Annotated in this window: 15 protein-coding genes and 1 other RNA gene; 6 read left to right on the forward strand and 10 right to left on the reverse strand. The window is 74.5% G+C overall.

The window, feature by feature from the left end; genetic code table 11:
* Nucleotides 1-67: 67 nt before the first annotated feature.
* Nucleotides 68-958, forward strand: a complete 891-nt coding sequence (locus tag WDZ17_RS06155; protein WP_339574259.1) for a GTP-binding protein LepA — start codon at nt 68-70, stop codon at nt 956-958.
* A gap of 745 nt (nt 959-1,703) precedes the next feature.
* On the opposite strand, the gene WDZ17_RS06160 is transcribed toward WDZ17_RS06155, so the two are convergent.
* Nucleotides 1,704-2,774 (reverse strand): NADH:flavin oxidoreductase/NADH oxidase, encoded by a 1,071-nt coding sequence (locus WDZ17_RS06160; protein ID WP_339574260.1) that lies wholly within the window; start codon nt 2,772-2,774, stop codon nt 1,704-1,706.
* Between the two features lie 168 nt (nt 2,775-2,942).
* Here WDZ17_RS06160 and WDZ17_RS06165 point away from each other — a divergent pair, with 168 nt between their 5' ends.
* From WDZ17_RS06165 to WDZ17_RS06175, 3 genes are all read left to right on the forward strand, one after another.
* Nucleotides 2,943-4,073: a glutathione-independent formaldehyde dehydrogenase gene (locus WDZ17_RS06165; protein ID WP_339574261.1), complete on the forward strand. Its 1,131-nt coding sequence runs from the start codon at nt 2,943-2,945 to the stop codon at nt 4,071-4,073.
* 107 nt (nt 4,074-4,180) lie between these two features.
* Nucleotides 4,181-4,375, forward strand: a complete 195-nt coding sequence (locus WDZ17_RS06170) for a hypothetical protein (protein ID WP_339574262.1) — start codon at nt 4,181-4,183, stop codon at nt 4,373-4,375.
* 11 nt (nt 4,376-4,386) lie between these two features.
* A complete protein-coding gene (locus WDZ17_RS06175) occupies nt 4,387-5,268 on the forward strand; it encodes a sulfotransferase domain-containing protein (protein WP_339574263.1) in 882 nt (293 codons plus the stop codon).
* Nucleotides 5,269-5,377: 109 nt separating this feature from the next.
* Here WDZ17_RS06175 and WDZ17_RS06180 read toward each other — a convergent pair whose 3' ends face one another.
* Complete coding sequence (locus tag WDZ17_RS06180; protein ID WP_339574264.1) at nt 5,378-6,307, reverse strand: ribonuclease Z; 930 nt, start codon at nt 6,305-6,307, stop codon at nt 5,378-5,380.
* Nucleotides 6,308-6,483: 176 nt separating this feature from the next.
* On the opposite strand from WDZ17_RS06180, the gene WDZ17_RS06185 reads away from it, so the two are divergent.
* Nucleotides 6,484-7,704 carry an NAD(P)/FAD-dependent oxidoreductase gene (locus WDZ17_RS06185; protein ID WP_339574265.1) on the forward strand — a complete coding sequence of 407 codons (1,221 nt, stop codon included), beginning with the start codon at nt 6,484-6,486 and terminating at the stop codon, nt 7,702-7,704.
* A gap of 59 nt (nt 7,705-7,763) precedes the next feature.
* On the opposite strand, the gene WDZ17_RS06190 is transcribed toward WDZ17_RS06185, so the two are convergent.
* Nucleotides 7,764-8,933, reverse strand: a complete 1,170-nt coding sequence (locus WDZ17_RS06190) for a DUF429 domain-containing protein (RefSeq protein WP_339574266.1) — start codon at nt 8,931-8,933, stop codon at nt 7,764-7,766.
* A 132-nt stretch (nt 8,934-9,065) separates the two neighbouring features.
* Nucleotides 9,066-9,436, reverse strand: a transfer-messenger RNA (tmRNA) gene (ssrA, locus tag WDZ17_RS06195).
* A 177-nt stretch (nt 9,437-9,613) separates the two neighbouring features.
* Here ssrA and WDZ17_RS06200 point away from each other — a divergent pair.
* Entirely contained in the window at nt 9,614-10,639 is a 1,026-nt protein-coding gene (locus WDZ17_RS06200; RefSeq protein ID WP_339574267.1) for an NADP-dependent oxidoreductase, read from the forward strand.
* 51 nt (nt 10,640-10,690) lie between these two features.
* Here WDZ17_RS06200 and WDZ17_RS06205 read toward each other — a convergent pair whose 3' ends face one another.
* The 6 genes from WDZ17_RS06205 to prfB form a co-directional block, all read right to left on the reverse strand.
* Nucleotides 10,691-11,752 (reverse strand): LLM class flavin-dependent oxidoreductase, encoded by a 1,062-nt coding sequence (locus tag WDZ17_RS06205; RefSeq protein WP_339574268.1) that lies wholly within the window; start codon nt 11,750-11,752, stop codon nt 10,691-10,693.
* Nucleotides 11,749-12,264 carry an SsrA-binding protein SmpB gene (smpB, locus tag WDZ17_RS06210; RefSeq protein WP_422631851.1) on the reverse strand — a complete coding sequence of 172 codons (516 nt, stop codon included), beginning with the start codon at nt 12,262-12,264 and terminating at the stop codon, nt 11,749-11,751. The genes WDZ17_RS06205 and smpB overlap by 4 nt, the downstream gene beginning before the upstream one ends.
* Nucleotides 12,265-12,452: 188 nt before the next feature.
* Nucleotides 12,453-13,844 (reverse strand): peptidoglycan DD-metalloendopeptidase family protein, encoded by a 1,392-nt coding sequence (locus tag WDZ17_RS06215; RefSeq protein WP_339574269.1) that lies wholly within the window; start codon nt 13,842-13,844, stop codon nt 12,453-12,455.
* 4 nt (nt 13,845-13,848) lie between these two features.
* A complete protein-coding gene (ftsX, locus tag WDZ17_RS06220; RefSeq protein WP_339574270.1) occupies nt 13,849-14,760 on the reverse strand; it encodes a permease-like cell division protein FtsX in 912 nt (303 codons plus the stop codon).
* Nucleotides 14,757-15,551, reverse strand: coding sequence for a cell division ATP-binding protein FtsE (ftsE, locus tag WDZ17_RS06225; protein WP_422631852.1), 795 nt, complete (start codon nt 15,549-15,551; stop codon nt 14,757-14,759). Before ftsE ends, ftsX begins: the two co-directional genes overlap by 4 nt.
* Before the next feature lie 344 nt (nt 15,552-15,895).
* The gene (gene prfB, locus WDZ17_RS06230) at nt 15,896-17,020 is read right to left on the reverse strand and encodes a peptide chain release factor 2 (RefSeq protein WP_339574271.1); all 1,125 of its coding nucleotides are present in this window, start codon (nt 17,018-17,020) and stop codon (nt 15,896-15,898) included.
* Nucleotides 17,021-17,100 lie beyond the last annotated feature (80 nt).

Genomic DNA, 17,100 nt, shown 5'->3' on the forward strand with positions numbered 1-17,100 from the left:
CGTCGGTCCCTCGCCCGGACGGGTGCGGGACCCCGCGGTGCTCGCGCGGTCAACTACCGTCCTCCCCGTGGCCCGAGCGACCGTCACGCCGGAGCAGCTGCGCGCGCACGTGCTGCAGCTCGGCGAGAAGCACCCCCCGATCTCCCTGGACAGCGTCGACCGCACCGTCCACGACCCCCGCGGCGTCCGCGAGACCTTCGGGCCCGTCATCGGGTACCTCTCGCGCGTCGAGCTCGAGGTCGACCGCAACGTCCTCGAGCTGCTGACGCTGCTGCCCGAGGTGGACGCGACCGACCGCATCTTCTTCGCCGACGTCTGGCAGCCGCAGGAGATCCAGCACGGGCTGATCCTCGACCGGCTCCAGCAGGACCTGGGGATGCCGGCGGCCGAGCCCAACACGACCGTCATCAGCCCGAAGATCCGGCTCCTCGGCGCGCTCTCGCACCTGCGTCCCGTCCAGGAGGTCGCGCGCCTCCTCTACTACCTGACCGGCGCGGCGACCGAGCGCTCGGCCGTCCTCGCCTACAACCGGCTGTCCGAGGGCCTGGAGCGGATGGACGAGCGTGCCGTCGCCCGGACCGTCGTGGCGCCCATCAAGCAGCAGGAGCCCGGCCACTTCGCCTACTACCGGCTCGCGGCGACGCAGATGATGCAGTCCGGCGCCCTGCGGCCGTGGCAGCTGCGCCTGGCCCGGGTGCTGCGCCGGCAGTCCTTCGCCCTCGTGGGGGTCAACCGTCCGGGGCAGGACGCCGACTACGGCCGGGTCGTGTCCACCCTCGGGATCGACGACGACCTCGAGGGCTTCGCCCGCGACATCTCCCGGGTCGAGCGCGAGCTCCTGTGGGCGGGGCAGAAGGGCATGGAGGTCCCCGGCTACGTCCTCGCCGCCCTCAAGGACGCCGTCGCCGCCTACCGCGAGCGGCACCCCGCCGGCGCGGGCGGCCTCACCACCGCCTGACCGCGGGGCGCGTCGCCAGGCTCGCCCTCCTCGTCGCCTGGACCACCAGACCGGATCTCCTCGTGCGCGTCCTGACGGACGACGCGGCCGCACGCAGCCAGGACGGTGCCGTCGGTGTGGTGCCCGAGGGTGCGGGCGACGCCGACGATGCGCAGCTCTCGGACCGCCCCGCTGCCGTGCGGGTCCCGGGCGGCTCTGTCCCGGCAGTCGACCCGTCGCGAGCGCGGCTCGACAGCCGTGGCACTCACCGCTGGCTGACTCGCCCCGTCTCGCACCTCGACGGACAGGTTGCTGATCACCTGAGAGGGCGGCGGGCTACCTACCCGCAACGAATCAACATGCGGACGCGTCGTCGTACCGACCTGGGGGCCGCTGCAGCAGGAGGTCGGACCCCTGGGCCACGTCAGCACCCGGCGCGAGATGGAGCCTGTGGTCACGCGCGAAGCACTTTCATGGCGACAACCTCCATCTCGGCGACGACATCGAGGTTGCCGTCACGGACGGCGTCCGCGGTGACTGCAACCTCGACGTCGCGACCGTCCGGGACGTCCTCCGGCCGCCGTCCCAGGAGACGACCCCCGACCGGTGACCGGGCAGGTCGAGACGTCGCCGTACCCCTCCTGGCAGGGGCGCCCTCCTCCCAGCTCCTGGCCGCTCGGCCGTCGGCGAGCGCGGCGGCGGCGGCCGCAGGAGCCTCGCCCCCGGGGGAGGCCCGAGACGACCCGGCGCCCGGGGGTCGGGCGCGTCAGGCCCGGGCGTACTGCGGCGGTCGGGCCAGCTCGACGCCGAGCTCGCGGGCGGCGCGCTCCGGCCACCGCGGGTCGCGCAGCAGGGCGCGGGCGAGCAGGACGACGTCGGCCTGGCCCTGGGCGACGACCTGGGCGGCCTGCGCCGGGTCGGTGATCATCCCGACGGCGCCCGTCGCGACGCCGGCGCCGCGACGCACGGCCTCGGCGAGCGGCACCTGGTAGCCCGGCGCGACGGGGATGTCGGCCTTGGCGTTGCCGCCGCTGGAGACGTCGACGAGGTCGACGCCGTGCTCGCGCAGCCACCCGGAGACCTCGACGACCTCCTCGAGGGTCAGGCCTCCGTCGGTCCAGTCGGTGCCCGAGACGCGCACCAGCACCGGCTGGCCCGCGGGCCAGGAGCCGCGGACGGCGTCGACGACCTCGAGCAGCAGCCGGGCGCGCCCCACGAGGTCCCCGCCGTAGCCGTCGGTCCGCTCGTTGGACAGCGGGGAGAGGAACTCGTGCAGCAGGTAGCCGTGCGCGGCGTGCACCTCGACGACGTCGAAGCCCGCGTCCTCGGCCCGGCGGGCGGCCGCGGCGAAGTCGTCGACGACCCGGCGCAGGCCCGCCTCGTCCAGGGCCCGCGGCTCGACGTACCCGTCGAACGCGACGGCGCTGGGCGCCACCGTCTCCCAGCCGCCCTCGTCGACCGGGACGCTGCCCCTCCCGGCGGCGTCGAAGGGGCGGTACGTCGAGGCCTTGCGCCCGGCGTGGGCCAGCTGGACGCCGGCGCGCGAGCCCCGGGCGTGGAGGAAGTCCACGACCCGGGCCCAGGCGCGCCCCTGCTCGTCGGACCAGATGCCGGCGTCCTCGGGCGCGATCCGACCCTCCGGGCTCACCGCGGCGGCCTCGGTGAGGACGAGACCGGCGCCGCCGACGGCGAAGGAGCCGAGGTGCACGAGGTGCCAGTCGTGGACGACGCCCGGGGCGGCGACGGGGTCGCAGGAGTACTGGCACATCGGCGACACCCAGATGCGGTTCGGGATCTCGACGTCGCGCAGGCGCAGGGGCTCGAAGAGGGAGGTCACGCCCGTCGGCAACCGCTCCGGGGCGACGGCGCTTCCCGAACAACCAGCGGTGCGTGCCCAGGCCGCCGACGCCTCCACCGGGCGCCGGCGCTGGAGCGCTCGTAACGTCGGAGCACCCCGGGGGCCCCGCGCCGCGGACCCCCTCGCCCACCGTCAGGAGGCACCACCGTGCGAGCACTCGTCTACAACGGGCCGAAGGACGTCGCCGTCCAGGACGTCCCGGACGCGACCATCGAGGCGCCGACGGACGCCCTCGTGAGGATCACCACGACGAACATCTGCGGCTCCGACCTGCACATGTACGAGGGCCGGACCGACGTCGAGCAGGGCAAGGTCCTCGGCCACGAGAACATGGGCGTCGTCGAGGAGGTCGGCTCCGGCGTCACCCGCCTGAAGAAGGGCGACCGCGTCTCCCTGCCTTTCAACATCGCCTGCGGGCACTGCCGCAACTGCATGCAGGGCAAGACCGCGTTCTGCCTCGAGGTGAACCCGGGCTCGGCCGGCGGCGCCTACGGCTACGCCGACATGGGCCCCTACAACGGGGGGCAGGCCGAGTACCTGCGGGTGCCGTTCGCCGACTTCAACGCGCTGCGGCTGCCGGGCGGCACCGAGCACGAGAACGACTTCACGATGCTCTCGGACATCTTCCCGACCGGCTGGCACGGCACCCGCCTCGCGGGCCTGCAGCCGGGCGACTCGGTGGCGATCATGGGCGCCGGCCCGGTGGGGCTCATGGCGGCGCTGTCGGCGAGGATCCAGGGCGCCGACCAGATCTACGTCGTCGACATGCAGCCCGACCGCCTGCGCCTGGCCGAGAAGGTCGGCGCGACGCCGGTCGACTTCTCGAAGGGTTCGGCGGAGGACCAGATCATGGAGGCCACGAAGGGCGTCGGCGTCGACCGCGGCGTCGAGGCCGTCGGCTGGCAGGCCCACGACCACTCGGGCGAGGAGCACCCGGCCGGGACGCTGGACACGCTCGTCGAGGTCGTCCGGGCCACGGGCGGCATCGGCGTCGTCGGCGTCTTCCCGCCCGCGGACCCGAACGGGCCCGACCCGGACATGAAGGAGGGGCGGCTGCGCTTCCCGTTCGGCCAGTTCTTCTTCAAGGGCCAGTCCATGGGCACCGGGCAGTGCAACACGAAGGCGTACAACCGCCAGCTGCGCGACCTGATCATCGCCGGCAAGGCCGACCCGGGCTTCATCGTCAGCCACGAGATGTCGCTCGAGGACGCCGCCAGCGGGTACGAGCACTTCGACAACCGCGAGGACGGCTGGACGAAGGTGCTGCTGCACCCGTGAGCGCCCCCGCCGCCACGACGGCCTGACGCCCGCAGGGGCGGCACCTCCACGGGTGCCGCCCCTGCGGCGTCCCCGCCGAGGACGGGTCGGGCCTGCGACGCTGGGCCATGACCTCCCGCGTGCTCACCGTCGTCGGCGTCGTGCTCGTCCTGCTCGGCGCGCTGTTCTTCCTCCAGGGCGTCGGCGTGGTCGGCGGCAGCCCGATGACGGGCAGCAGCTTCTGGGCCGTCGCCGGGCCGGTCATCGCCCTCGTCGGCCTCTACCTCGCCGTCCTGCGCCGGGTCGGGCGCCGCCGCGGCTAGCGTGCCGGGGCGTGCCGCCCACCCCGCGCCGTCGCTACCGCTCCGCCGACGAGGACAGCGCCCGCTGGGACGCCGTGGCCCTGCGCCCGGGCGACGTCGTCGTCAGCAGCCGGAGCAAGCACGGCACCACCTGGGTCCAGGCGGTGCTCCTGCACCTCGTGCACGGCCCGGGGCCGCTGCCGAACCGGCTGCCGCTGCTCTCGCCGTGGGTGGACCACCTCGTCGAGCCGGTCGAGCGGCTCGCCGAGCGGCTGGCGGCCCAGGGGCACCGCCGGGTGCTGAAGACCCACACCCCGCTGGACGGCGTCCCCCTCGTCCCCGGCGTCACCTACGTCGTCCCCGCCCGGCACCCGCTCGACGCCGCCGTGTCGCTGTTCCACCAGGGCTCCAACCTCCGCCGTGCGGCGCCGGCCCGGGAGGACGGTGCCGCCCTGCCCGGCCCCGGGCGCCCGCCTCTCGGGCAGTGGCTCGCGCGGTGGGTGGACGACGACCCCGCGCCCGGTGAGGCCCTCGACTCGTTGCCCGGCGTGGCGCTGCACCTCGGCGACGCCTGGCGACGGCGCCACGGCCCGCACGACGTCGCGCTCGTCCACCACGCCGACCTCCTGGTCGACCTGCCCGGGTCGGTGCGTCGGCTCGCCGACCGCCTCGGCGTCGAAACCACCGACGAGCAGGTCGGCGCGGTGGCGGACGTCACGAGCTTCACCGCGATGCGCGGGCGCGCCGACGAGCTGGCGCCCGACGTCGGGGTCCTGCGCGACCGGCGCGCCTTCTTCCGCGGCGGGCGCTCGGGCGACGGGCGTGCGGCGGCGTCACCGGACGTGCTGGCGCGCTACGCGGCCCGGATGCGGGCCCTCGTCCCCGACGACCTCCGCGCGTGGCTCCACCGCTGAGGAGCGCCGGAGGCAGGCACCCGGAGTCAGGCACCGAGGGCCGCCCGTCGCGGGACCAGGGCGACCTGTCCCCTCCGCCGCCGCGCGGCACTCGACCGGGGGCGCGACCTCAGCGCCGTGCCGGGACGGCGACCCGGTCCAGGTCGGCGGCCGCGACGACGTCGTCGTGCTCCTCGCGCGCCTGCGCGAGCAGCGGCGCGACGTCGGGGTAGCGCGAGGAGAAGTGCGTGAGCACGAGACGACGGGCACCGGCCTCCCGGGCGAGCCGCCCCGCCTGCCGCGCCGTGAGGTGGCCGTAGGGCTCCGCCAGCCCCTCCTCGGCGTCGGCGAAGGTCGCCTCGCAGAGCAGGAGGTCGGCGCCCGCGGCCGCCCGGCGAGCGCCGTCGCACCAGCGCGTGTCCTGGACGACCGCGACGACCTGCCCCGGCCGGCGCTCGCTGACCTCCTCGAGGCGGACCGTGCCGGACGGCGTCGTCAGCACGCCGTCGCGCCGCAGCCGGCCGACCTCCGGCCCCGCGAGGCCGCGGGCGGCCAGCCGCCCCGGCAGCATCCGGCGGCCGTCGTCCTCGACGAGACGGTAGGCGCAGGCGGGCACCCGGTGGTCGAGGGCCACGGCGTGCAGCACCGCACCCCCGACGCGCAGCGGCTCTCCGTCCGGCCCACGCACGGGGCCGTCCTCGTCGACGGGGCACGGCAGCGCCAGCGCACCGGCGTGGGCCGCGGCGCCGAGCAGGTGCCCGACGAGCGGGGCCGCCGGGGCCGGGAAGACGAGGGGCACCGGCGTCGTCGCCCCGTCCGTCGCGCGGCGCTGGAGGACGCCGGGCAGGCCGAGCACGTGGTCGCCGTGCTCGTGGGTCAGCGCGACGACGTCGACGGAGGACGCCGAGACGCCCGCGAGGAGCATCTGCCGCTGCGTGCCCTCCCCGGGGTCGACGAGCAGCCCCGCGCCGTCCCAGCGCAGCAGGTGCCCCGAGTGGTTCCGCGTCCGGGTCGGCACCGCGGACGACGTCCCGAGGACGACGAGCTCGCGGTCGGGCACGGCGCGACGGTAGCGGCGGCGAGCGCGCCGCCGGTCTCGGTCCCCCGCGTCGCCGCCCTCGGGCCCGCGCCGCGGCCGGCGGTCGCCCGTCGGGCGGTCCGGCCGGGGCCGACCTAGCGTGGCGGGCACCGACCGACCCCTGCCGGCCCCGTGGGGCCGACCTCGAGGAGGAGCACGTGGCAGCAGAGACGACCGACCGGGCGCCCTACGTCATCGTCGGCGGCGGGATGGTCGCGGACGCCGCGGCGCGCGGCATCCGCTCCCGCGACGCCGACGCCCGCATCGTCGTGCTCGGCGAGGACGCGGACCCGCCGTACACGCGGCCGGCGCTGTCGAAGAAGCTCTGGACCGACCCCGACTTCACCGAGGCGGACAACGACTGCGGCACCGCGTCGGCCACGGGAGCCGAGGTCCGCACGTCCGTGCGCGTGACGGCCGTGGACACCGCCGCCCGCACGGTCACGACCGACGGCGGCGACGTCTTCGGCTACGAGACACTGCTCCTCGCGACGGGCGGCAGGCCCAAGGCCGGGCCTGTGGAGGACGGCGAGCGCGTCATCTCCTTCCGCACGGCCCAGGACTACCGGCACCTGCGGCGCCTCGCGGGCGAGCAGCGGCACGTCGTCGTGGTCGGGGGCAGCTACATCGGCACCGAGATCGCCGCCGCGCTGATCCAGAACGACACGCGCGTCACGCTCGTCACGCCGGACGACGTCCTCGGGGGGTCCATGTTCCCGCCCGAGCTCGCCCTGCACTTCCAGCGCATGTTCGCGGGCGCGGGCGTGACGATCCGCCCCGGGGCGCGCATGACCGGCGGTGAGGCGCACCCGAGCACCGTGCTCGTGCAGCTCGACCACGACGGCGGCCCGCTGACCGCCGACGCCCTCGTGCTGGGTCTGGGGATCGCGCCGAGCACCGAGCTCGCGCAGGCCGCCGGCCTCGCCGTGGACGACGGCGTCGTCGTCGACGAGTTCCTGCGCACCTCCGACCCGCACGTGTACGCCGCCGGCGACGTCGCGCAGTACCCGGACCGGGTGCTCGGCACGACGCGCGTGGAGCACGTCGACAACGCGAAGACCATGGGGCAGGCGGTCGGCGAGCTGATGGCCGGTCGCACGGAGCCGCACGACCACACGCCCTACTTCTACTCGCAGGTGCTCGGCACCCGCTACGAGGCGGTCGGGACGCTCGACGGCACCGCCCGCACCGTGCAGGACTGGCAGTCCGACGACGGCGTGGGCGGCCCCGGCGTCGTCTACTACCTCGACGAGGAGTCCCGGGTCACCGGCGTGCTGCTGTGGGCGGTGCCCGACAAGACCGACGAGGCCACCGCGGTCCTGGCCGACCGCACGCCGCAGGACGAGGGTTCGCTGCGCGGGCGGATCACCGCCGGCTGAAGCACGAGGAGGGGTCCGACGAGGGCGAGGCTGGTGACGATCCGGCCCTCGTCGGACTCTCAAGACCCGCGCTGCCCCGAGCTGGGGAGAAGCGTCAGCGCGATCCTCGCTCCCGGGACCTCGCCCTCTCGAGCTGGTCTCTTGCTCGCGACGATGCGGGAGACGCGTACGTCGTCGGCCTCGACGCGGTCACCGGTTCCATCCCGACGTCCGAGCACGCTGCCGAGCGCGTCGATCGTGGTCTTGAGCACGTTGTCGAGATCGGGTTCCGACCTACCGACCTGCGCTGGGCCGAGGACGACGTCGAGGACCACCTCCACGCGGTCGGGTCCCAGTAAGTGCTCACCGTCGAAGGCTTCGGCCACCGCCTGCCTCCACAGGGCCTCGTGACGGGAGCCGCCGTACCCGGTGGGACGTCCTCGGACGAACCGCTCGACCGTCGCTCGTCGCGGGGGAGCGGGAGCCGTCTCCGTCAGCGGCCGCGCCGGGGCGTGCACCGGCGGACGGGCAGCGACGATGTAGCCGTCGTGGACGTCTCCGTACACCATCAGCCGGTCACGGTGGTGCACCCAGAGCCACGCGAGGTGGGCGCAGACGACAGCATCCACCTCGTCCTCGACGGCGCCGAGGCCGCGGGAGGTGGAGCTGATCGTCGCGGTGATGTGCCGCCACCGCGGATGCTCCCGCGCGCGCAGCTCCGGTACCGACTCGACCAGGGAGACCAACGCCTGAAGACCGGGTCGTCGGCGCTCGGCACTGCCCTTCTTGTAGTCCAGCCGGTAAGGGAGCTCGAAGAGACCGACGAGTGCAGGGTGCGGGTAGACCTCCACGCAGACTGCTTCTGCACCCACGGAGGAGGCCGGGTCGACGAGCCACCCGCGCCGCCGGGCGAGCTGACGGGCCCGGCTGTCTCCACCGGCCGATCGCTGCCGGTTGGACGTGTGCGCGGAGGCGCCAAAAGCACCGAAGGTCCGGCTGATCTCCTTCTCGGCACGTCGTTGACCCGTCTCGTTCGGCACGACGAGCGGGGCGTCCACGGCGACGACGAGAGGTCTCTCCTGCTCCTCCAGCCAGCTGTCGATCTCCTCGTCCGTCTTCACGCTCGAGAGCGATACCAGCGCACCCCGGCTGTCCACCGCGGCCAGACCGGTCGTCCCGCTCGACCAGGCGAGGTCGATCCCGATGAGGAGCCGTTCTGACCGCGTCGCCTCCGCGTCGTCATCTCTCATCTGCGGACCCTACGGCGCAGGACGGCCCGCGGCTGGGGAGCTCCTCCGGCCCTGCTCGGGACAGCGGTGTCGCCGCCAGGCCGTCGTCGTCCGGCACGACGAAGGCCCCGACCTGGTGGTCGGGGCCTTCGCTCGTGGAGGTGCCGGGAATCGAACCCGGGTCCGTCGTCGCATCGCCAGGGCTTCTCCGGGTGCAGCCTGCTCGGGAGTTTCTCGGCCCCGGCGGTCGCGCAGGCGCGCCGCCGACCCGGGCCCAGCCATCTGCGTGTCGGAGCGGCCCCGATGGCGAGGACCGCACCCAGTGGCTCTCTAGCTGACGCCGGTTACTGAGTCGAGAGCACTCTCAGACCGACGGACCTCTACTCCTCGCTCAGGCGGCGAGGGCGAAGTCGGTGCGCTTGGAATCGGCACCTATAGGTTTGCAAGGAGCATCGACGAGTTGACCTTGCATCCTCGACCCGCTTCCCCTGGCTCAGAGAACGACGTCGAAACCTGTCACCCCCCTGTTCAGTTGTCACCGCGTCCGGCACGTGCTCGCCGTCCCCGGTCCAGCCGCGGCCCCGATGGGGCAGACCCCGCTGGAGCCCTCGACTGTACCGGCGTCAACGGCCCGCCGTCACGCGCTGTTCCCGGACCTCGCGCCGGTGCACCCGGGCGCTCGGGCACCTAGCGTCGGGGGCATGAGCCCCGCCCCGAGCCGCCAGTGGTCCCTCGTCGCGCGCCCGCAGGGCGAGCCCGCCGACGGCGACGCGCGCCTGGAGGAGGTGGACGTCCCCGACCCGGGGCCCGGCGAGGTGCGGGTGCGCAACACCTGGCTGTCCGTCGACCCGTACATGCGGGGGCGGATGAACGACGCCAGGTCCTACGTGCCGCCCTTCGCGCTCGGCGAGCCCATGACGGGCGGCGCCGTCGGCGTCGTCGAGGTGGTCGGTGACGGCGTCGAGCACCTCTCCGAGGGCGACGTCGTCCTGCACGACCGCGGGTGGCGCGAGCGCGCCGTCCTGCCCGCCGACGCCGCGCGGGTGGTCGACGCGGACCTGGCGCCCGCCCAGGCCTACCTCGGGGTCCTCGGCACGACGGGTCTCACCGCGTACGCCGGCCTGCTCGACGTCGCGCAGATGCAGGAGGGCGACGTCGTCCTCGTCTCCGGCGCCGCCGGGGCGGTCGGCTCGATCGCCGGCCAGGTCGCCCGGCTCAAGGGCGCCGGCGCCGTCGTGGGCACCGCCGGCGGGGAGGACAAGGTCCGCTGGCTGCTCGACGACGCCGGCTTCACCGACGCCGCCGACTACCGCGGGGCCGACCCGGGCGACCTGCTCCGGCGTCTGGTCCCCGACGGCGCCGACGTGTACTTCGACAACGTGGGCGGTCCCACGCTCGAGGCCGCCATCCCCCGGATGCGCGACCACGGCCGCATCGCCCTGTGCGGCGCGATCTCCGGGTACAACGCCGAGTCGCCGCCGCCGGGGCCGCGCACGCTGGGCCTCGCCATCGGCAAGCGCCTGCGCCTCCAGGGCTTCATCGTCACCGACCACCTGGCGCGGATGCGCGAGTTCGTGCCGGAGATGGCGGGCTGGGTCCGCGACGGGGACGTCGTCTACCGGGAGACCGTCACCGAGGGCGTGGAGAGCACCTACGACGCCTTCCGCGGCGTCCTCACCGGCGCCAACACCGGGAAGATGCTCGTCCGCATCGACCCCGACGTCTGACCCGCACCTGCGCCGCCCCCGCGGCCGGGGCCCGGACGGGCCCCGGCCGCGTCAGGCCGCGACGAGCGCGCGCTCGACGAGCGGACGCACCTGCGTGCCCAGCAGCTCGATCGACCGCAGCACCTGCTCGTGCGGCAGCGTGCCCACGCTGACGTGCAGCAGGAACCGGGAGATCCCGAGGTCGCGTCGCATCGACACGACCTTGTCCGCCACGACCTGCGGGTCGCCGAGGACGAGCGAGCCCGCCGGCGAGCGCATCTCGTCGAAGGCGCGGCGCGTCATCGCCCCCCAGCCCCGCTCGCGGCCGAGCTGCGACATGGCGACGGCGTAGGAGGGGTAGTAGACGTCCGCAGCCTCCGCGGAGTCCTCCCCCACGAAGCCGTGCGCGTGCACCGCGAGCGGCTGCGGCGCGTGGCCGGCCTCGCCGAGGGCGCGGCGGTGCAGGTCGGCGAGGGGCGCGAAGCGTGCCGGCTGGCCGCCGATGATGGCCAGCGCCATGGGCAGCCCCAGCAGCCCGGCGCGGACCACCGACTGCGGGTTGCCCCCCACGCCGACCCAGACGGGCAGCTCGCGCTCGGCGCGGGGATGCACCTCGGCGCCGCGCAGCGCCGGCCGGTGACGACCGGACCAGGTGACGCGTCCGGAGCCCCGGATCGCCAGGAGCAGCTCCAGCTTCTCGGCGAAGAGCTCGTCGTAGTCGTCCAGGTCGTACCCGAAGAGCGGGAAGGACTCGACGAAGGAGCCGCGCCCGGCGATGACCTCGGCCCGTCCCTGCGAGATCAGGTCGAGCGTGGCGAAGTCCTGGTAGACCCGCACCGGGTCGTCCGAGGACAGCACGGTGACGGCGCTCGTCAGGGCGATGCGCGACGTCCGGGCGGCCGCGGCGGCGAGGACGACCGCCGGCGAGGACGCCGCGAAGTCGGCCCGGTGGTGCTCGCCGACGCCGTAGACGTCGAGGCCCACCGCCTCGGCGAGCTCCACCTCGGCGACGACCTGGCGCAACCGCTCCCCCGCACCCACGGTCGCGCCCGTGACCGGGTCCGGGTAGGTCTCGGCGAAGGTCGTGATCCCGAGCTCGAGCCGCTCGCCGCGCCCGCCGGCCTGCGCGCTCACTCGCCCCGCCGCACGCGCAGGGAGATGGCGCGCTGGGCCTCGCGCGTGTCCTGGCGCTCGCGCAGCGCCTGCCGCTTGTCCCAGTTCTTCTTGCCCTGGGCGAGGGCGATCTCGACCTTGGCGCGGCCCTGCGTGAAGTAGAGCTGGAGCGGGACGACCGTCATACCGCCCTCACGCACCTCGGCGCCGATCTTCTCGATCTCCAGCTTGTGCAGCAACAGCTTGCGGCGGCGGCGGGGCGGGTGGTTGGTCCAGGTCCCCTCGGTGTACTCGGGGATGTGCACGGCCTCGAGCCACGCCTCGCCCCGGTCGACCGAGACGAACCCGTCCAGGAGGGAGGCCCGCCCGGCCCGCAGCGACTTCACCTCGGTCCCCGAGAGCACGAGACCCGCCTCCCACGTGTCCGAGAGGAGGTAGTCGTGCCGGGCGCGGCGGTTGCTGGCGACCACGAGGCGGCCGTCGTCGCCCCGGCCACCCTTCTTCTGGGCGGTCTTGTGCCCGGCCCTGGCCACGGCGGCCCCTCCTCCTCGTCGGCGCGGGCCCTAGGGGTCCGCGGTGGTGCACCTGGGCGACGGGCCTCCACGGGCACGACCGCCGGTGGCCCCGTCCCGGGGCACCGGCGGTCGCGGTGGGTCGGGCGCCGCGCCGCTCGGCGCCCCAGTCTAGGAGCGCGGGGCGCGGCCCGTCCCGGTCGCTCGCGTCAGAGCCAGCCCAACGGGTCCACGGGCTCCCCGTTCACCCGCACCTCGAAGTGCACGTGGCAGCCCGTCGAGCCACCCGTGGAGCCCTCGTAGCCGATGACCTCGCCGCGGGAGACGGAGCCCGACGTCTTGGCGAAGGACTGCATGTGCGCGTAGGCCGTGGCGACCGGCTGGCCGCGGACGATGCCGTGGTTGATGACGGCGATGTTGCCGTAGCTGCCGTTGTAGCTCGCCGAGACGATCTCGCCGTCCTCGGCCGCACGGACCGGCGTCCCGCAGGCGGCGGCGAAGTCCTGGCCCGAGTGCAGCTTCATGTAGTGCTTGATGGGGTGCATCCGCATCCCGAACGGCGAGGTCGACGGGCCCTCGGGCCGCAGGAAGGTCCCGCCGGTGTCGCGGGACGACCGGCTGACCGACGACGGCGCCGGCAGGCGGTCCGAGCTGCCGCCGGACGACGAGCCGCTCGACGCGGCCCGGCGGGCCGCCTCCGCCTCCGCCGCGGCGGCCGCGGCCGCCTGGCGGGCCGCCTCCTTGCGGCGCTCCTCCGCGGCGATCTCGCGCAGCTGGCTGCCGAGGGCGTCGGACTCGGCCTCGAGCTGCGCCATCCGCGCCTGCTCCTCGGCCTGGCGCGCCTCGATCGTGTCGACCGCCTTCTGCTGGCGGACCACGAGCGCCTCGACCTCGGCCTGGCGGTCCTCCGCCGTCCGCGTCGCCTGCGCGGCGACGGCGAGCTGCTGCTCCGCCTCGCCCTTGAGCTGCGAGACCTGCTCGGTGACCGCGGTCAGCCGCGCGGTGGCGCTCTGCCGCACGGCCTCGTCGGCGGAGAGGTCGGCGAGGACGTCGTTCTCGGCCGCGGACAGGCTCGAGACCGTGGCGGTGCGGGAGGCGAACTCCTCCGTGCTGCCGGACCCCATGGCCAGCGAGAGGCCCTCCGGGACGCCCTGGCTGCGGTACGCCGACGCGGCGATCCGGCCGATGGACGTCTGGGACTCCGCCATGTCCGCCGCGGTCTCCTCGACCGCCTGCGCCGCGGCGGTGCGCGCGGTCTGCGAGGCGGCCAGGCGCTGCGCGAGGTCGTCGGCCTTCGCCTGCGCGGCGGCCTGCTCGGCCCTGGCCTGCTCGGCGGCGGCCCGGGCCCCCGGCAGCTCCGCCTGCACGGCGGCGTACTCCGCGTAGGCGCCCTGGAGCTCCGCGGACGTGCCGACGAGGTCCTCCTGCACGGAGCCCAGCGCCTGGTCGACGGCCTGCTTCTGCGAGCGGGCGTCGTCACCGGGAGCCGCGGACGCCGGGGTCCCGCCCGACGCGAGGGAGACGGCGAGGGCGAGGCCGAGGGCGGCGGCCGCGGGGCGCAGCAGGCAGCGCTGCACGCCCGGGGTCGGGGGCTTCGTCATCTCATCAGACCTTCAGGTAGCGGGACAGGGACACGACCGAGGCGAGGGCGGCCAGCAGCACGCCCCCGACGAACAGGAAGGGCACGACGACCCAGACGTCGGCGGTCCCGACGTAGTCGAACGACGGCACCTGGACGGCGAGCCAGTCGCTCACGCCGTACCGGACGGCGACGAGCAGCGCCGCGCTGGCGAGCGCGGCCCCCAGGCAGACGGCGATCACGCCCTCGAGCAGGAACGGGAGCTGGAGCACGAGGCTCGAGGCTCCCACGAGCCGCATGATGCCGGTCTCGCGACGCCTGTTGAAGGCGGCGAGCCGGATGGTTGTTCCGATCAGGAGCACCGCGGCGACGAGCATCACGGCCGCGAGGACGAGCGAGGCCACGGTCAGCGTGTTGAGGACCGAGAAGAACGGCTCCAGCACCTCGCCCTGGTCGACCACCTGCTCGACCCCGGGGCTCCCGGAGAAGCTCTCCCGGATGACCTGGAACCGCTCGGGGTCGACGAGGCCGACCCGGAAGGACTCCGGCAGCTGGTCGGGGGTGACGGAGGCGCTCAGCTCGTCGTCGGAGAAGTCCTCCTGGAACTGCGCGTAGGCCTCGTCCTGGGACTCGAAGCGCACCTCGGCGACGTACTCGGACAGCGGCGGAGACGTCAGGGCGGCCTGGATGGCCTCCTTGTTGGCCTCCGTCGCCGCGCCGGAGCAGCTCGGCGAGAGGCTGTCCTGGGTGCACAGGAAGATCGAGATGCGGACGCTGTCGTACAGCGGGCCCTTCATCGTCGCGACCTGCTGCTGGAGCAGGGCGCCGGCGCCGACGAAGGTGAGGGAGACGAAGGTCACGAGCACGACCGAGATCGTCATCGCCAGGTTGCGGCGCAGGCCGATGCCGATCTCGGAGAGGACGAACTGGAACCTCACGCGCGGGCACCCCCCGCGTCGGCCGCGGCCCCGTCCGTCGGCACGTCCACCACCGCGGCGCCGCGGTGGTCGACCGCCACGTCGGGGGCGGGCACGAGCGGCACCGAGCCCGTCATGTAGCCGCCCTGGTGCTCGTCGCGCACGACGCGGCCGTCGACGAGCTCGACGACGCGCTTGCGCAGGCTGTCGACGATGTCGTCGTCGTGGGTCGCCATGACGACCGTCGTCCCACGCCCGTTGATCCGCTCCAGCAGGCGGGTGATGCCGAGGCTGGTCGTCGGGTCGAGGTTCCCCGTCGGCTCGTCCGCGAGCAGGATCGCGGGGCTGTTGACGATGGCGCGGGCGATGGCCACGCGCTGCTGCTCCCCGCCGGAGAGCTCGTGCGGCAGCCGGTCCGCCTTGCCCTGGAGCCCGACGAGGTCGAGGACCTCCGGGACGGCGGCGCTGATGGAGGAGCGGGAGCGCCCGATCACCTGCAGGGCGAAGGCCACGTTCTGGAAGACCGTCTTGCCCGGCAGGAGCCGGAAGTCCTGGAAGACGACGCCGATCTGCCGGCGCAGGTGCGGGACCTTCCAGCTCGAGAGCCGCTTGACGTCCTTGCCCGCCACGTGGACGGCGCCGGAGGTGGCGACGTCCTCCTTCAGCACGAGCCGCAGGAAGGTCGACTTGCCGGACCCCGAGGCGCCCACGAGGAAGACGAACTCACCACGGGCCACCTCGAGGTCGACACCCTCGAGGGCAGGCCGCGCGGTGCGGTCGTACGTCTTCGTGACGTCGTCGAAGCGGATCACTGCACGTCCATGAGGCCGGGTCTCGGGTCTGGCCCGCGGGGGCGCCGCGGTCGTCGCTGTCGTTGTCCCTGGGGGAGCGCGGTCCTCCGGGACGGCGCCCGCGGCACCGTCCTGCTCGGCCGCCCGCGCGCAGGACGCGCAGCTCCCCGGCCTCCAGCACCATACGGGCTCGGCCCCGGCAACCCGAAACGACCGGGCCGGGAGCGTCACCGAGAGTGGCACCTCGGCCACCGGACGTGAGCGCCCGTCGTCCTACGACCACCCGTCCGGGTCGGGCGGGGACACCGTCACCACCCGGCCGGGTGACCCTCCTCGTCGAGGGAGAGGTCTGTGGACGAGCACCCTCAGGCGGGGGTCTTCTCCCCCTGCCGGCGCCACCGGATGCCCGACTCGAGGAAGCCGTCGATGTCGCCGTCGAAGACCGAGGAGGTGTTGCCGACCTCGTGCTCGGTGCGCAGGTCCTTGACCATCTGGTAGGGGTGCAGGACGTAGGAGCGCATCTGGTTGCCCCAGCTGCCGGAGTCGGCGCCCTTGAGCGCGTCCAGCTCGGCCTGGCGCTCCGCGCGCGCCCGCTCCAGGAGCCGCGCCTGGAGCACCCGCAGCGCCGCCGCCTTGTTCTGGAGCTGGCTCTTCTCGTTCTGGCACGACACCACGACACCGGTGGGCAGGTGCGTGAGCCGCACGGCGGAGTCCGTCGTGTTGACGCTCTGCCCGCCCGGCCCGGAGGATCGGAAGACGTCGACCCGCAGGTCGTTCTCCGGGATCTCGACCGCGTCCGTCTCCGCGACGACGGGCAGCACCTCGACGCCCGCGAAGGACGTCTGCCGACGGCCCTGGTTGTCGAACGGGGAGATGCGCACGAGGCGGTGCGTGCCCTGCTCGACCGAGAGCGTGCCGTAGGCGTAGGGGGCCGAGACCTTGAACGTCGCGGACTTGATGCCCGCCTCCTCGGCGAAGGAGGTGTCGTAGACGTCCGTCGGGTAGCCGTGCCGCTCGCTCCAGCGCAGGTACATCCGCAGGAGCATCTCGGCGAAGTCGGCGGCGTCGACGCCACCGGCCTCGGCGCGGATGGTGACGATGGCCTCGCGGGGGTCGTACTCCCCCGACAGCAGGGTGCGGACCTCCAGCTGGGCCATCGCGGCGTGCAGCTGCTCGAGCTCGCGGCCGGCCTCCTCGAGCGTCTGCGTCCGCTCGTCGCCCTCGGCGGCCTCGGCGAGCTCGACGAGGACCTCCAGGTCGTCCAGGCGGGACCCGAGGCGCTCGATCCGCTCCGCCTCGCCCTGGGCGTGCGACAGCCGGCTCGTCACCTGCTGCGCGTGCTCCACGTCGTCCCACAGGTCGGGCGCCGACGCCTGCTCGGAGAGCTCGCGGATCGTGGCCCGCAGCGCGTCGACGTCGGTCACCTCGCGGATCGACCCGTAGGTGCTCCGCAGGTCGCGGATCTCGGCGGGGAAGTCGACGGCAGCCACGTCGGCCGAGGGTACGCGCCGCGGCGCGACGGGCGCCGCGTCCGGCGGGCGGGGCCGCGGCGGCGCTCGCTCAGGTCCTC

Source organism: Pseudokineococcus basanitobsidens (genome assembly GCF_037482545.1).
GTDB lineage: Bacteria > Actinomycetota > Actinomycetes > Actinomycetales > Quadrisphaeraceae > Pseudokineococcus > Pseudokineococcus basanitobsidens.